Consider the following 15,273-nt stretch of genomic DNA (forward strand, 5'->3'; position numbering starts at 1 on the left):
GCCCGGTGCGTTCGGGGCGAAGTCGGCGCTAGCGCACCGCCCGGAACTCGCCGCTCGTGCCGAACCCGAAGTACTGATATCCCTCCAGCGCGACCACGCCGCGCCCGGGTGCTAGCCGGACCTCTTGCCGCTGGACCTGCGCCTCGATCACGTCGGGCGCCAGCGTGTCCGCCGGCGACGGCTGGAACCGGCGGACCTCGAAGGCGAACGCCGTCTCCCGCAAGACGGCCGGTCCCGAGACGAACCGGAGGCGAGCGTCGGCGCGCTCGAGAACGCTCGCGTCGCGCTCAAACAGGATCTCTCCCCCGTCGAGCACCGCCTGCTCGGCGACCGGCGTCGCCCAGACCGACTCCTCGCACGCGCCCTCGCCGAACGTCCACGTGAGCGTCCCCTCGCGACGGTCCGTCGTGCCCTGCCGGTCCACGATGTAGGTCGACACGAACGAGAACGCCCACGCCGAATCCGCCACGATGGGAAACACGTCGACCCCGGCCGGGTCGTCCCCGATGCACTGGACGCGAGCCGAGACCTCCGGGTCGGGAGGGTTGGGCATATCGGGCCCGGGCGTGGTCGTATCGCAGCCGACCACGAGGAGGAGCGCGAGCAGGGAGAGGCGTGTCACGGCTGACGGGAGAGGCGTGTGACAAAGATTTGTGCGGACGTCGGGCCCGACAAGGCAGAACTCGATGAACGTGGCTCGCGCCTCCACACGAGACCACGGTGGAGCCCTCTCGATCCTGCCGCGTAGGGGGAGCCCCCGATTGCCCTGCCATGCGCACCGCCCTGCTCCTCCTCGCCTGTGCGCTCGCGCCCGGCTGTACCTGCGCCTCCGACAGCGTCAACCGCGGCGACCTCAACCTGGTCTCGCTCGACGACGAGTGGGCGCTGGGCCAGGAGCTCGCGGCCGAGGTCGACGCCCAGATCACCATCGTGCCCGACAAGGAGGTCCAGCTCTACGTCGCGGCGCTGGGCGCGGCGCTGGCGGCCGAGACCGAGTTGGCGGACCGCGCGTGGACGTTCACCGCCGTCGCCGACCCGGCCGTCAACGCGTTCGCCCTGCCCGGCGGGCACGTCTACGTCCACGCCGGGCTGATCGCGGCGGCCGAGACCGAGGCCGAGCTGGCGTCGGTCGTGGGGCACGAGGTGGCCCACGTGGCGGCGCGGCACAGCACCGAGCGGATGGTGAAAGCGCAGGGGCTGTCGGTCGTCGCCGGGCTCGTCCTGGGCAACGACCCGGGACTTGTCCGCCAGCTCGTCGCCGGGCTCATCGGGCAGGGCGCGCTGGCTCGCTTCTCGCGGTCCGACGAGCGCGAGGCCGACGAACTGGGACTCGCGTACCTCGTCGACGCCGGCTTCGACCCCGACGGCCAAGCGGCCATGTTCGAGACGCTGGTCACGTTGCGCGAGCGCGAGCCCGGGCTGTTCGAGCAGTGGTTCGGGACGCACCCGATCGGCGAGGAGCGCGTCGAGCAGGCCCTCGAGGCGGCGGCGGCGATGCCGGAGGGCGGGACGCGCGACAGCGACCGCTTCCGCGCCGCGAAGGCCCGCGTGCTCGCGGCCCGCTAGCCCGCCACCACCGCGTCCACCTCGGCGAGATCGTCGGCGGTCAGCACCCACGCCGCGGCGTCCACGTTCGCCCGGATCTGCGAGGGCTTGGTGGCCCCCGCGATCACGGAGGCGACCGGCGCGTGCGCCAGCAAGTATGCGAACGCGAGGTCGAGGATCGTATGGCCGTGCCCCTCCGCCCACGCCATCAGCCGCTCGACGGTATCGAGGTTGGCCTCGGTAAGGACCTCGTCGCCCATCGTCTTGAACTTGCCCTCGGTCGCGTTCAGCCGTCCATCAGCATCCGTGTCGCCGCGTCGGTACTTGCCGGTGAGCAGGCCGCTCTTGAGCGGGAAGTAGGGGACGAACGCCAGCCCCTGCTCGCGGCACGCATCGAGGACGCCACCTTCGGGCTCGCGGTGGAGCAGGCTGTACTCGTTCTGCACGGCCACGAACCGCGCCCCGCTGGCAGCGGCCTCGGCCTCACGAAGCTGGTCGGCGGAGAAGCCAGAGCACGCGATCGCGCGCACCTTGCCCTCGGTCACCAGACCTGCCAGCGCGCCGAGTGTGTCGGCGATGGGAGTGTCGGTGTCGGGGCGGTGGAGGTAGTAGAGGTCGATGCGGTCGGTGCCCAGGCGCCGCAAGCTGCCCTCGCACGCCGCGCGGACCGCCACCGGTGTCGCCTGCCCGCCGGGCCCGCCCTTGGGTCGGTACCCACACTTTGTCGCGATCACGACCTCCTCTCGGCGACACCCGAGGGCGCGGCCCAGAAACCGCTCGCTAGCGCCGTCGCCGTAGAGTTCGGCCGTGTCAAAGTGCGTGATGCCCGCGTCGAGCGCCGCGTCGACGACGGCTTGCGAGGCGGCCTCGTCAATGTGCCAGCCGAAGTTGTTGCAGCCGAGGCCGACGGCGGAAACGGTGAGGGGGCCGATGTGGGGCATTGAGGGAACGGGGAACGAGGGACTGGGAACGGGCAGACCGCGCCCAGGCTCCAGCGGGGGCGGTCCGTCTCGACGCAAGCTCTGCCCGTGCCCCTTTCCCCATGCCCCGTGCCCCTATTCCCACACCGTCGTCTCGGGGCGGAAGGCGAACCACGCGAAGGCGAACGTGTCGTGCGTGGGGAGCAGCGCCAGGCGCGTCCCCGCCAGCGGGCCATCGATGGCCGTGCCCGTGGCGTCCCACCGGCTGCCGGTCTCGGCGTCCACAAAGGCGCCCCCGTCAACGCGGAAGGTGAGCGCGGTCGGGCGGCCATCGACCGACACCGTCCGGCGGAAGGCCCCGGCGGAGCCCACGGTACGGGCGCTTGCGATCCGGTCTTCGCCGAGCGCCGTCGCCGTGTCGCCGGTGTGGAAGACGACGATCTCGACGCCACCGAGGCGGTCCTCGACGACCCCCCGCTCGCGCGTCACATCGGCGGGGTACGCCCGGAACGCGCCGCCGGCCTCGACGGCGACGACGCGCGCCATCGGCGCCAGCCGCCCGTCGGGCGGGCCATCATAGAGGATGGGCGACTGCGCGATGTCGTCGTAGCCGACGTAGGGGTTGCGGCCGTACTCCCGCTCGTGGCCGGTCGTGCGCGAGAGCACGGGCGCGTCGGGCTCGGCGGCTCGCGCCTGGGCAAAGGAGACGATCTGGGCGGGCAGCACGTCGAGCGTCGAGCCCACGAGATCCCCGACGAGCGCCTCGCCGGTGTACTGCTGCCACAGCGTCTCTGTCTGGCGGTCGAACATGACGAGGTCTGAGTGGCGGAGCAGGCCCGAGACGCCGAAGTCGAGCACGCGCGGGCCGTCGGGCGTCTCGACGGTGCGGCGGACGGCGACGGCGCTGTAGCACAGCGGGCAAAAGGTCACCGCGACGGGCTCGCCGCCGACCTCGTCGTTCGCGATCTCGTGCCACGTCAGGATCTGGAGCGGGTAGATCTTGGCGTCGCCGTTGAGGCGGAGCAGGATCACCGGCTCGCGGGCCGCCAACCACACGCTCGCTCGGTCGGCGTCGACGAAGTCGGGCGCGTCGATGGCCGGGATGCCGTCCTTGGGCGGGCCGCCCGCCTGGAGCTCGGACAGCTCGATGGTCCGCCGCGCCGTGTTCGTGTCGAAGCCCGGCAGCGCGCGCTCGGGCGCCTGGGCTTGGGAGCAGCCGGCGAACATGAGGACGGCAGCCAGAAGGAACGTGCTACGCATGCTCTTCCGACGCCGCCCACCCCGCCCGGCTTACCCGAGCACCTCGTCCCGTTCAGGCCTCATTCGGCATCTGGGCCTTGAACGTGAACGCCGCCAGCGCGCCGCCAGCGAACGTCGCCACGAGATAGACCCACAAGCCCCCGAGTGACGCGCCGTCGCCGATGATGAGGTCGACCAAGATGGGACCGATGGCGACGGCCGGGTTGAAGGCGCCGCCCGAGATCGGGCCGGCCGCCAGCGCACCCGCCAGCACGACGAGCCCGATCGCCAGCCCGTAGTAGTCGTTGCCCGCCGTGTCGCTGGCGGTCGCCACGTGCAGGATGACGAGGGCGAGCAGGAACGTGAACAGCAGCTCCAGCAGGAAGAACGCGCCGAGCCCGGTCTCAGCCGCGGGCATCACCTGGAGCACGTCGCCGGTGATGGTGTCGGCGGCGAAGGCCGCGAGCACCCCCGCGAGCACCTGGACCGCCACATAGCCCCCCGCCTCCGGCAGCGTGACCTTGCCCCGGATCCAGACGGCGAGTGTGACGGCCGGGTTGTAGTGCGCCCCCGAGATGTGGCCGCCCATATAGATGACGGCGATCAGCACGCCCGCGATGGCAAGTGGCGCGAGTGCGCTCCCGATCAGGACGGTCAGGCCGATCGTGAGGACGAGAAAGAACGTGCCGAGAAACTCGGTGATGAGCTTGGGAGCCATGGGTCGGGGAAGCCAGGGAGAAGGAAGGCTGAAGCTAGACCGGACAGTCCGGGCTGCTGGAACGCTCGCGTGCCTGAACCGGCCGCCAGCCGGGCGCACACCGCTCGCACCTGTTTCTTATCGCCATGCCCCCACGCCTACACCCCGTCCGCCCTCCCGTCGTCCCGCCCTGCCCGCCCGGCATGTCGGCGCGCGAGTACGAGGCCTACCAGCTGTTCGTGCTGGGCGAGGCCGGCGTCGAGCGCGTCCGTCTGCGCGCGCCGCGCACGCCCGGCACCCCGCGCCTATGCCGCGACAACGACGGCCTCGAGATGACGCTCGACGACGCTATGCGGCTGCGGCTGATCCCCCACGACGTCGACGCCGACGCACGCTGCGACTGCGCGTACCGCCCCTCGTGGTGAGCCTCTCTGAGGTCCGGTGACGCCGGGTCAGGCCCCGCCCCGGGCCTACCTTCGGGCCCTGCCCTCCCGCCCGACTGTATGGCTCACGGCCGCTCCAAAACCGGCGCTTCGTTCGACGACCTCTCGACCGGATTCGCACACGGCCAGTTCGCCCCGCTGTACTTCTTCTATGGCCAGGAGGGGTGGTTCATGGACGAGCTTCAGCGGCTAGCGCTCAAGCACGCCGTCGAGCCCCACGAGCGCGACTTCAACGTCGACGTGGTGTTTGGGCCTGAGGCCTCGGCGCAAGCCGTGCTGTCGCAGTGCTCACAGTTCCCGATGATGGCCGCGCGGCGACTGATCATCGTGCGCGGGTTCGAGAAGCTGGCCGACAACAAGCTGTTCCAAGGCTACGCCGCAGCGCCAAACCCGCAGGCCGTCGTGATCTTGCTCTGCGACTCGAAGCCTAACGTCTCGGCGCACCCGTACCGGGCGTTGCGCGAGAAGGCCGTGTGGTCGCTGTTTGACCCGCTCAAAGAGCGCCAGCTAGCGGGGTGGGTCGAGAAACGGTTCCGCGCACGGCGCGTCGAGACCGAGTCCGGCGCGGCCCAGATGCTGGCCGAGCTCTCCGGCGCCGACCTCCGCTCGCTCGAGTCGGAGGTCGACAAGCTGGTGACGTACGTCGGCGACCGAGCCCTCATTACCCGCGATGACGTGTTGCGCGCGGCGGGCCACTCGGCCGAGCAAAACCCGTTCGAGCTCCAGGACGCCTTGGGCCGCGGCGATGTCGCCCGCGCCCTGGCCATCGCCGACGCACTGCTGGCGCAAGCGGGGCAGCGCCGGGGCGAGGCGATCCGCATCGTCGCGCTGCTGGCCTCGCACGTGACGAAGCTGTGGAAGCTGACAGGATGTCTCGCCCAGAACGTGCCCGAGCGCGAATGGGCCGGACAAATCGGCGTGCCGCCGTTTGCCTTGCGTGACTATGTGTCACCCGCCAAGCGCTACGGCGAGCGCGGCATTCGGCGCGCCTTCGAGGCCCTGCTGGCGGCCGATCTCGAGCTAAAAGGAGCCTCTCACCGCGATGAGCGTCTGATTCTGACGCTGGCGCTCCGCCGCGCAGTAGCGCCTTCCCGGTAAGGCCCACCGGGGAATCCACGTCAGGGATTCTACGAAGACCCCGCAGTCCTCCGTTGCAACAGGCGACCGGGCACGCTCCTTGCGTTTTTTGTTCCCGCTGCCAACCGGCGGCCTCCCACCGCCCCTTCCCCTCTCCTCCCCTCTATGCCGACCCTGAAAAAGCAGACGTTCGCCAAGGCCAACCGGACCGTCACCCCGGCCTCGAAGAACCACGGCGTCCTGTCGCAGATGAACGACGAGGACCTGATGAGCCAGTTCCAGATGGGGACGGTCGAGGCCTTCGACATCCTGGTCGGGCGCTACCACGACCCGCTGACGAACTACATCTACCGGTTCCTGGGTGACCTCAAGGAGTGCGAAGACCTGCTCCAGGAGACGTTCCTGCGTGTCTACCGCAACCGGCACAGCTACCGCCGAATTGCCAAGTTCTCGACGTGGCTCTACACCATCGCCGGCAACCTAGCGCGCAGCGAGTACCGCAAGCGCAAGCGCCGCCGCCTCTACAGCCTCCAGTCCGTCAACCGTGACGACGAGGAGTATGAGGTCGAGATCCCTGACGAAACGTTCCTCCCGGACAAGCACGCCGAGGGTACGATCCAGGACAAGTACATCCAGGACGCGCTGGCGCAGATCCCCGAGGAGTTCCGTGAGGTCGTCGTGCTGCGCGACGTCCAGCAGCTCGCCTACGAGGAGATCGCCGACATCACGGGCCTCCCGATGGGCACCGTCAAGAGCCGCATCAACCGGGGCCGCACCAAGCTCCAGGGCATCCTCCAGGAGGTCTACTCCCCGGAGGAAGCGTAGGCCCGAGCTATCAACCCCGTAGGGGCGCAAGGCCTGTAAGCCTGAGCCAGCCAAGCGGGCCGTCCTCCGGGGCGGCTCGCTTTTTTGTGGCCGCGCCTGCCTCGGGCGAGGGGCCGAGGCGGGCGGTCCTCGTCGTCTCTCCACCGTCGCGCCTTGCCCGAGGCGGCCCGCGTCCGCTACTTTCGTCGTCCGCTGGCGCTCGTCGCTGGCGCACCGGGCCCTTAGCTCAGGGGTTTAGAGCGCTCGCCTCACACGCGAGAGGTCGATGGTTCAAATCCATCAGGGCCCACGGACGACAGCGGAAGGCGCGTCGTCAGCGGGCGGCGCCGATGGCCTCGCCCATGCGCACGACTGTCCCGGCTGCCAGCGACGCGTCGAGGTCGACGCGCCCGCGCTCGAACGCCAGGACGACGCTGCTGCCCAGCAGGAAGCGCCCGATCTCGGCGCCGGTCTCGAAGGCCAGGTCGTGCTCGGTCACCGTCCGCTCGCGGTACGGCGACGCCGGGCCGTCCCAGACCGTCTCGATGCTGGCGACGATCATCGCGCCCACCATCACGACGAGCATCGGGCCATACGCGGTCTCGAACTCCATGACCAGGCGCTCGTTGACGGCGAACAGGCCCTCGACGCCCGCCTCGGTCGCCGCGTTGACGGAAAACAGCTTGCCCGGGATGGCGACCGTCCGCACGAGCCGCCCCGCGAGCGGGAGGTGGACGCGGTGGTAGTCGCTCGGCGAGAGGTAGACCGTCGCGAACGGGCCGCCCTCGAACTCAGGTCGTGCGCACACGTCTGCCAGGGCTTGGAACGAGTAGCGGATGCCCTTGGCCTGGAGCAGCTGCCCCTCCTCGATGATCCCGGTCTGACTCACGACGCCGTCGGCGGGGCTGACGACGGCGCCCGGCGCGGGGTCGATCGGCCGGGCGTCCGGGGCGAGGGCGCGGCTGAAAAAGTCGTTGAACGAGCGGTAGTCGGCGAGGTCGGGTCGCTCGGCCTGCGCCATGTCGACGTCGTACGCCTTCGCGAACGCGCGGATGAGCGGGCCGCGCACCCAGCGCGCCTCGGACGCCGCGAGCCCCCCGGCGGCGCGCGAGATCAGGTGCTGCGGCAGGATGGTCTGGAGTCGGACGAACGCGCTCATAGGCTGGCGCCAGCGGCGCCCGGTGGGACGCTGAACCTACCGGGCGGGCGCGCTGCCGGTTCTCCGATCTCAGCTGGCGACACGTGCCGGGAGCGCCCGAGCAGCCACGACCAAGACGGCGCCCAGCCCGGCCACGACCGCGAACCCGAGCCGGAAGCCCTCGACGGGGTCGCTGGCGGACGTCGCCAGCGCCGCGAGCGTCGCCGCGCCCGCCAGTTGCCCGACGCTCAGGAAGATGGTCGACAGCCCCTGGGCGACCGCCCGCTCGTCGGCGCCGGCCTCCGCCAGCAGGATGTAGCTCAGCGACGAGCCCAGGATGCCGGAGAGCCCGAGCCCGAGCACGACCGTCCCGGCAACGTGTACGCCCAGCGACGGCGCCAGCGCAACCGTGCCCATCCCGAGCGCCACCAGGACGGCCGCGACGGTCACGACCGGGCGCGGGCCGATGCGGTCGAGCAGACGTCCGGAGACGGGGGCCCCGAGCGCGACGCCGGCCACCAACGGGAGAAGCAGGTACGACGCCGTCGACTCGCCGACGCCGAACGCGGCGACGGCGTACGCCGACAGCAGCACGAACGTGGCCTCGACGGCTCCGGCCCCAACCGCGAGCCCGCACGCGACTTGGACGGGCCGCCGCGCCACCAGCCCGGGCCGGATCACGGGCACCGGGGCGCGGCGCTCGACGACGACGAGCACGGCCAGCAAAACCGCCGCCAGCGCCAAGGCCCCGCCCGCCCGGAGCTGGGCCAGCCCCAACCAGGGCGCGGAGGCGTCGAGCCCGCTCAGCCCGACCACGAGCGCGACGAGCAGCGCCGTCAGCGTCGCCACGCCCGCTGCGTCGAACGCGCCCGGCGCCGCGGCGCGCGACTCGGGCAGGCGCCGGGCGCTCAGCCCGAACACGACGGCCGCGAGGGGCAGCGACAGCGCGAACAGCCAGCGCCAGCTGGCGACCGACAGCACGATTCCCCCCACGGCCGGCCCCACCAGGAACGCCACGCCGAACACGGCGCCCAGCATCCCCACAGCCCGGCCTCGCCGCTCGGGCGGGTACGTGTCGCCGATCACGGCCGTCGCGACGGGGAAGATGCCGCTCGCGCCCAGCCCCTGGAGCACGCGACCCGCCAACAGCACGCCGAACGACGGCGCCAGCACCACGACGAGCGTGCCGGCCGCGAAGAGGGCCACGTCCGCGAGGTAGACCCGCTTGCGGCCGACGCGGTCGGCGAGCGCGGCCATCACGGGGAGCCCGGCGAGGTTCGCCAGCACGAACGCCGTGAACGTCCACGCGACGGCCCGCTCGGTCAAGGCGAACGTCTCGCGCAGGGCCGGGAGTGCGGGGCCCACGATCGCGATGTCGAGGGCCGCCAGCAGCGTCCCCAGAAAGAGCACGCCCAGGAGGCGCGGCGGCGGAACAGTCGTGTCGGTCATGCCACAGAGTCGCGTCGCGGCCTTCCCGAGACCGCGAAGCCCCGTCGGAATCTGTCCGCCCCGCGTGCCGCTCCGGCGCTGCCGGGAGGGCCCGGCGAGAAGGTTTTGACAAGGCGGGCCGCCCGGCCATGCGCCCTATCTGGATCGAGTCTAAGTTTAGATCGGATCCAGATAACCCTCCACCCGTCCCCCTCGATGCCCCACCTCCGCTCCGCCGTCCTTCTGGCGCTCCTCGTCGTGGTCCCCGCCGCCGCCCAGACCGGCACCCTCGCCGGCCGCGTCCTCGATTCGGAGACGCAGCAGCCGTTGCCCGGCGCGACCGTCCACCTGGTCGGCACGACCACGGGCTCCTCGGCCGGCCCGTCCGGCCGCTTTACGCTGGCGGCCGTCCCCGTCGACACCCACACCCTGCGCGTGAGCCTGATCGGCTACGAGGCCGCGTCGCTCACCGTCGAGGTGCGCGAAGGCGAGCGCGTGGTCCTCGACGTGGCCCTCTCGCAGCAGACGTCCGCCCTCGGCGCGATCACGGTCGTCAGCCGGCGCGGCGGGTTCGTGCCGGCGTCGCTGTCGTCGGCGAGCAAGATCGGCGCCTCGCCGCTGGAGACGCCGCAGTCGGTGTCGGTCATCACCCAGGACCAGCTCGAGGTCCAGGACGCGACGACGCTCGCCGAGGCCCTCCGGTACACGCCTGGCGTCCAGGGCGAGGTGTGGGGCTACGAGCCCCGGTTCACCTGGCTCACGATCCGAGGGTTCGACGCGACCCAGACCGGGCTTTACCGCGACGGCCTCCAGCTCCGCAACGTCAACTACGCCGTCGACTACAACGTCGAGCCGTATGGGATGGAGCGGATCGAGGTCCTCCGCGGGCCGGCCTCGGTGCTGTACGGGGCCGGCAGCCCCGGCGGCGTCGTCGCGTTCTCGTCGAAGCGGCCGACGCCGGTGGCCCAGCGCGAGGCGACGGTCGAGACCGGGAGCTTCGGCCGGGTCCAGGCCCAGGCCGACGTCTCGGGCCCGATCGACGCCGCGGGCCGGTTCGCGTACCGCCTGACGGGGCTCGCCCGGTCGAGCGGGACGCAGGTCGAGCACCTCGACAACGACCGGCTCTTCGTGGCGCCGGCCCTGAGCTGGCGGCCGACCGACCGGACCACCTGGACCGTGCTCGGCGACCTCCTCCTCGACGACACGGGCACATCGCCGGCGCTCCCGATCGAGGCGAGGGACGCGGGCGGGGCGCTCGCCGACGTGCCCTACGGGGTCTACACCGGCGCGCCCGGCGTCGACCGGTACGACCGCGACGTGTGGTCGGCGAGCTCGCTGTTCGAGCACCGGATCGGCCAAGCCGTGACGGTCCGCCAGAACACGCGGACCTACTCGGCCGAACTCGACGACCTCGTCGTCTACACGACCGGGATCCTGGACGACGGCCGCTCCATCTCGCGCTCGGCCTACGGCCGCCTGGGCGCGCTCGACGGCCTCGCCCTCGACAACTCGGTCCGCGTCGAGACCGGGGCCGGGGCGCTCGGCGCGACGCTCCTGGCCGGCCTCGACGTCCAGCGCGTCGACGTCGACCTCGCCACGGCCTACCTGTTCGCGGCGCCGACGCTCGACCTGCTCGCGCCGGACTACGACCAGGCCCTCTCCGAGGTGCCGACGCTGGGGCACGACGCGTACCGCCAGTCGCAGACGGGCGCCTACCTCCAGGGCCAGTTCGACGTGGCCGAGCGGCTGATCCTCTCGGTCAACGGCCGCTACGACTGGGCCACGACTGAGGCCACCAACCGGCTCGCCGAGGGCGAAGCCACGTCGGAGCAGAGCGACCGGGCGTTCACGTGGCGGGCCGGGGCCATCGTCAAGCTGCCGTTCGGCGTCGCGCCGTACGCGAGCTACGCCACGTCCTTCCTCCCCCAGATCGGGGTCGCCCCCGACGGCGCCCCGTTCACGCCCGAGAGGGGCCGGCAGGTCGAGGTGGGCGTCAAGGTCCAGCCGCCGGCGCTCAACGCGTTCGTGACGGTCGCCCTGTTCGACCTTGTCCGGCAGGACTTCCTCCAGTACGACCCCGCCACGTTCGCCCAGGTCCAGACGGGCGAGGTCGCCTCGCGGGGCGTCGAGTTCGAGGCCGTGGCGAGCCTGCTCAACGGGCTCGACGTGACGGCCGGGCTCACGCTCCTCGACGTCGAGATCACCGAGTCGGGCAACGCGGCCGAGCTCGGGATGCGCCCGACGCAGCTCCCGGAGACCACGGGCTCGCTCTGGGCCAACTACACGGTCCAGGACGGCCCGCTCGCGGGGGTCGGCCTCGGCGCCGGCGTCCGCCACGTCGGGTCCACGTTCGGCAACGCCGACAACACCTTGGCGACACCCGGCGCCACGCTCGCCGACGCGGCCGCCTTCTACGCGTTCGGCCGGTTCCGCTTCCAGCTCAACGTCCAGAACGTGCTCGACGAGGAGTACGTCGCCGCCGCGTACGACCGGGCGACGACGCTGGTCACGCTCGGCGCGCGGCGCCAGATCTCGGCGGGCCTCTCGGTCCGCTTCTAGCCCGGCCGTCCCATGTTGAGCCCGAACGCCCTCCGCGCCTGGTTCCTCGTCCACAAGTGGACGAGCCTGGTCAGCACGCTCTTCCTGCTGCTCCTGTGCGTGACGGGGCTGCCGCTCATCTTCGCGCACGAGATCGACCACGCGCTCGGCCACAGCGTCGACCCGCCGGAGCTGGCCCAGGTCCCGGCCGAGCGCGCCTCCGTCGACGCGATGATCGCCGACGCCCAGGCCCGCTACCCCGACGAGCACATGCAGTTCGTCGTCGGCGACCCCGACGACCCGAACGTCGTGTTCGTCCGCATGGGGGCGTCGCCGGAGGGCTCGACGATCCACGTGTTCGACACGTACGACGCCCGGACGGGCGAGCACCTGGTGGCCTACCCCCTGGAGAAGGGCGGCTTCATGGAGGTCATGGAGCGGCTCCACGTCGACCTCTACGCCGGGCTCAAGGGGACGCTGTTCCTCGGCTCGATGGGGCTCTTCCTGCTCCTTTCCCTGGTCTCGGGCGTCGTCCTCTACGGCCGCGTGATGCGGAAGCTGAGGTTCGGGACCGTCCGCGAGAAGACGCCGCGGCTGCGGTGGCTCGACCTCCACAACCTGCTCGGCATCGGGACGCTCGTGTGGCTGCTCGTCGTCGGGACCACGGGGACCATCAACGCGCTCGCGATCCCCATCTTCCAGCAGTGGCAGGCCACGGAGCTCGCCGAGATGACGGCCACGCACGCCACCCCCGGCGCCCCGCCCGTGACCGACCTCGTCTCGGTGGATACCGTGCTCGCGAACGCCTCGGCCGAGACGCCGGGCAAGGTCCTCAGCTTCCTGGCCTTCCCGGGCAACGAGTTCGCCAGCCCCCAGCACTTCGTCGCGTTCATGGCCGGCGCCGAGGCCCGCACCGAGCGGCTGTTCACGGCGGTCATGGTGGACGCCGCGACGGGCGACGTCCGCGAGGTCGCGTCGATGCCGTGGTACACCCAGGTCCTGTTCGTCTCGCAGCCGCTCCACTTCGGCGACTACGGCGGGCTCCCGCTCAAGGTGCTGTGGGCGCTCCTCGACCTGCTCGCCATCGTGGTCCTCGGCAGCGGGGTCTACCTCTGGCTGAAGAAGCGGAACGTGACGGTCGACGACTGGCTCCGGACCGCGCGCGGCGCCGGCGCCGTGCGCCCCGCCGACGCTGCCCCCGAGGAGGTGATGGCATGAGCCGCGTCCTCTCCCCGCGCCAGATCTGGGCGGTGCCCGTCGTCCTCGGCGTGCTCAGCCTGGTCGGCCTCGTCGCCGCGCTCGTCGCCGACGGCTGGGGCGACGGACTCTCGGCGCTCGCGCTCGCCGTCCCGGCCGGCGTGAGCCTGTGGGGCTTCCGCCGTCGCCACCCCGAGCCGGCGGTGGCCGGTCCTCCGCCGCCCCCCGCTCGCCGGGTCGTCCGTCCCGCGTTGCCGCCGCGTCGGTGAGCCCAGCGGCGGCCCGAGCCCGCCTCGGCGAGCCGGCTGGCCGACCGACACGGCGGTGGGACAGAGCCCGCGCCCGGCTCTGCGGAATCTCTACGCCCGCGCCCCCGGCCTCGCCCTATCGTCTGCATCCTCATGACTCGCGCGCCCCGCCCCGTCTCCTCCGTCTGCCGCTGGTGGATGTCCATGCCGCACCTCGCCGCCCGGCGAGAGGCTATGGGACTGGAGTAGCGCCTCGGCGCGCCGCCTGTTTCGAGCCCCTCCCGGTCGCCGGGGGGGGCTTTTTTGTTGCCCCCACGCTCTGTGAACACCCTCGACGCCCTCATCAACGGGCTCTCCCGGCTCGTCTGGGACTTTCCCCGCCCCATCCCCTTCATCGTCCTCGCGCTCGTCTCGACGGGCGTGTTCCTGACGCTCCGGCTCCGGCTGATCCAGGTCCGCGGGCTGTGGCGCGGGGTCCGGATCACGGCCGGGCTCGAGGACGCCGGCTCCGAGACCGGCGAAGTCTCCCACTTCCAGGCGCTGACGACCGCGCTCTCGGCGACGGTCGGGATCGGCAACATCGCCGGCGTCGCCATCGCCATCCACTACGGCGGGCCGGGCGCGCTGTTCTGGATGTGGTGCGTGGCCGCGCTCGGCATGGCCGTCAAGTACACCGAGGTCACCCTCGCCCAGCGGTTCCGCGTCGTCACGCCGTCGGCCGACGGCGGCGAGACGGTCTCGGGCGGGCCGATGCACTACATCGAGCGGGGGCTGGGGCCGCGGTGGCGGCCGCTCGCCCTGTTCTTTGCCGGGGCGCTCAGCGTCTACGCCCTCTCCGGCAACGCCATCCAGGCCAACTCGCTGGCCGACGTGGGCCAGGACGCGTTCGGGTGGGCGCCGTGGGCGACCGGCCTGGTCGCCGCCGCCGTCGTCGGCGTCGTGATCCTGGGCGGGATCCGACGGATCGGGCGCGTGACGGCCGTGCTCACGCCGGTGATGGCCGGGCTCTACGTGCTCGGGGCCCTCGCCATCCTCGCCCTCAACGCCGACGCCGTGCTCCCCACGCTGGCGCTCATCGTCCGCGAGGCGTTCGACCCGACGGCCGGGGTCGCCGGGGCCGGCGCCGGGGCGTTCCTCACGACGATGCTCTGGGGCATCCGCCGCGGGCTCTACTCCAACGAGGCCGGCCAGGGCTCGGCGCCCATCGCCCACGCCGCCGCCAAGACCGACGAGCCCGTGACCGAGGGGCTCGTAGCGCTCCTCGAGCCGTTCATCGACACCATCCTGATCTGCACGTTGACGGGCCTGGTGATCCTCACGACGGGCGCCTGGGGCGATCCGGTCCCCACCCGGTTCGACTTGGGCTCCGCCGACGCCTCGGTCGTCGCCCTCGACGCCGACGGCGTGTACCAGACGGCGGCGCCCGACGCCATCGACGTGCGCGAGGGAGCCGCCCAGGGCGCCCAGTTCGCCTGGGTCAGCGCGCCCGTCGCGGCGCTCTACGAGGACGAGGCCCGGACGCGGCCCTTCACCGGCGCGCTCCGCCCCGCCGAGGGCGCGGCCGTGACGGCGGCCGGCACCCGGCTGACGACGCTCTACGGCGACGCGCCCGTGACCGGCGCCCCGCTGACGGCCCTCGCCTTCGCGCGTGGCCTCTCGCCGCTCGGCGACTGGGGCGGCCTCCTCGTCGTCGTCTCGACGATCCTGTTTGCCGTCTCGACCTCGATCGCGTGGAGCTACTACGGCGACCGGACCGTGACATACCTGTTCGGAGAGCGGGCCGCCCTCCCCTACCGCGTGCTCTACGTCGGCATGCACTTCGTCGGCGCCATCGTGCCGCTCACGACCGTGTGGGCGCTGGGCGACGTGCTCCTCGGCATCGTGACGTTCCCGAACCTCATCGCGCTCGTGCTGCTCTCGGGCCTCGTCCGGCGGATGACGACGGACTACTTCGCGCGGCGCTGAGGCCGCCCGCCCGCCTCGGGTCTGGCGCCGAGGT

Annotated in this window: 14 protein-coding genes and 1 tRNA gene; 9 read left to right on the plus strand and 6 right to left on the minus strand. The window is 72.0% G+C overall.

The window, feature by feature from the left end; all coding sequences use genetic code 11:
- Nucleotides 1-28 precede the first annotated feature (28 nt).
- Entirely contained in the window at nt 29-622 is a 594-nt protein-coding gene (locus ACLII4_RS00880) for a hypothetical protein (protein WP_412068999.1), read from the minus strand.
- Between the two features lie 149 nt (nt 623-771).
- On the opposite strand from ACLII4_RS00880, the gene ACLII4_RS00885 reads away from it, so the two are divergent.
- Nucleotides 772-1,566, plus strand: a complete 795-nt coding sequence (locus tag ACLII4_RS00885; RefSeq protein WP_412069000.1) for a M48 family metalloprotease — start codon at nt 772-774, stop codon at nt 1,564-1,566.
- On the opposite strand, the gene ACLII4_RS00890 is transcribed toward ACLII4_RS00885, so the two are convergent.
- The 3 genes from ACLII4_RS00890 to ACLII4_RS00900 all read right to left on the minus strand — a co-directional run bounded on the left by ACLII4_RS00890 (nt 1,563) and on the right by ACLII4_RS00900 (nt 4,422).
- Nucleotides 1,563-2,486 (minus strand): aldo/keto reductase, encoded by a 924-nt coding sequence (locus ACLII4_RS00890; RefSeq protein ID WP_412069001.1) that lies wholly within the window; start codon nt 2,484-2,486, stop codon nt 1,563-1,565. The genes ACLII4_RS00885 and ACLII4_RS00890 overlap by 4 nt on opposite strands.
- Nucleotides 2,487-2,600: 114 nt before the next feature.
- Complete coding sequence (locus ACLII4_RS00895) at nt 2,601-3,725, minus strand: DUF3179 domain-containing protein (RefSeq protein WP_412069002.1); 1,125 nt, start codon at nt 3,723-3,725, stop codon at nt 2,601-2,603.
- 52 nt (nt 3,726-3,777) lie between these two features.
- Nucleotides 3,778-4,422: an MIP/aquaporin family protein gene (locus tag ACLII4_RS00900; RefSeq protein ID WP_412069003.1), complete on the minus strand. Its 645-nt coding sequence runs from the start codon at nt 4,420-4,422 to the stop codon at nt 3,778-3,780.
- Nucleotides 4,423-4,547: 125 nt separating this feature from the next.
- Here ACLII4_RS00900 and ACLII4_RS00905 point away from each other — a divergent pair, with 125 nt between their 5' ends.
- The 4 genes from ACLII4_RS00905 to ACLII4_RS00920 all read left to right on the plus strand — a co-directional run bounded on the left by ACLII4_RS00905 (nt 4,548) and on the right by ACLII4_RS00920 (nt 7,035).
- The gene (locus ACLII4_RS00905; RefSeq protein ID WP_412069004.1) at nt 4,548-4,826 is read left to right on the plus strand and encodes a hypothetical protein; all 279 of its coding nucleotides are present in this window, start codon (nt 4,548-4,550) and stop codon (nt 4,824-4,826) included.
- Between the two features lie 78 nt (nt 4,827-4,904).
- Nucleotides 4,905-5,942: a DNA polymerase III subunit delta gene (gene holA / locus ACLII4_RS00910; protein ID WP_412069005.1), complete on the plus strand. Its 1,038-nt coding sequence runs from the start codon at nt 4,905-4,907 to the stop codon at nt 5,940-5,942.
- A 228-nt stretch (nt 5,943-6,170) separates the two neighbouring features.
- On the plus strand, nt 6,171-6,746 hold the full coding sequence (locus ACLII4_RS00915) for an RNA polymerase sigma factor (protein ID WP_412063718.1): 576 nt from the start codon (nt 6,171-6,173) through the stop codon (nt 6,744-6,746).
- A gap of 215 nt (nt 6,747-6,961) precedes the next feature.
- Nucleotides 6,962-7,035, plus strand: a tRNA-Val gene (locus tag ACLII4_RS00920).
- Between the two features lie 24 nt (nt 7,036-7,059).
- Here the strand turns inward: ACLII4_RS00920 and asd are convergent.
- Nucleotides 7,060-7,884 carry an archaetidylserine decarboxylase gene (gene asd, locus ACLII4_RS00925; RefSeq protein WP_412069006.1) on the minus strand — a complete coding sequence of 275 codons (825 nt, stop codon included), beginning with the start codon at nt 7,882-7,884 and terminating at the stop codon, nt 7,060-7,062.
- A gap of 69 nt (nt 7,885-7,953) precedes the next feature.
- Nucleotides 7,954-9,312, minus strand: a complete 1,359-nt coding sequence (locus ACLII4_RS00930; RefSeq protein WP_412069007.1) for an MFS transporter — start codon at nt 9,310-9,312, stop codon at nt 7,954-7,956.
- A gap of 195 nt (nt 9,313-9,507) precedes the next feature.
- Between ACLII4_RS00930 and ACLII4_RS00935 the strand changes: the two genes are divergently transcribed.
- From ACLII4_RS00935 to ACLII4_RS00950, 4 genes are all read left to right on the plus strand, one after another.
- Nucleotides 9,508-11,850: a TonB-dependent siderophore receptor gene (locus tag ACLII4_RS00935; RefSeq protein WP_412069008.1), complete on the plus strand. Its 2,343-nt coding sequence runs from the start codon at nt 9,508-9,510 to the stop codon at nt 11,848-11,850.
- 12 nt (nt 11,851-11,862) lie between these two features.
- Entirely contained in the window at nt 11,863-13,047 is a 1,185-nt protein-coding gene (locus ACLII4_RS00940) for a PepSY-associated TM helix domain-containing protein (protein WP_412069009.1), read from the plus strand.
- The gene (locus tag ACLII4_RS00945) at nt 13,044-13,295 is read left to right on the plus strand and encodes a hypothetical protein (RefSeq protein ID WP_412069010.1); all 252 of its coding nucleotides are present in this window, start codon (nt 13,044-13,046) and stop codon (nt 13,293-13,295) included. The genes ACLII4_RS00940 and ACLII4_RS00945 overlap by 4 nt, the downstream gene beginning before the upstream one ends.
- Before the next feature lie 300 nt (nt 13,296-13,595).
- Entirely contained in the window at nt 13,596-15,239 is a 1,644-nt protein-coding gene (locus ACLII4_RS00950; protein WP_412069011.1) for an alanine/glycine:cation symporter family protein, read from the plus strand.
- The last annotated feature ends 34 nt before the right edge of the window (nt 15,240-15,273 follow it).

The sequence above is a fragment of the Rubrivirga aquatilis genome (assembly GCF_046845665.1).
Classification (GTDB): Bacteria; Bacteroidota; Rhodothermia; order Rhodothermales; family Rubricoccaceae; genus Rubrivirga.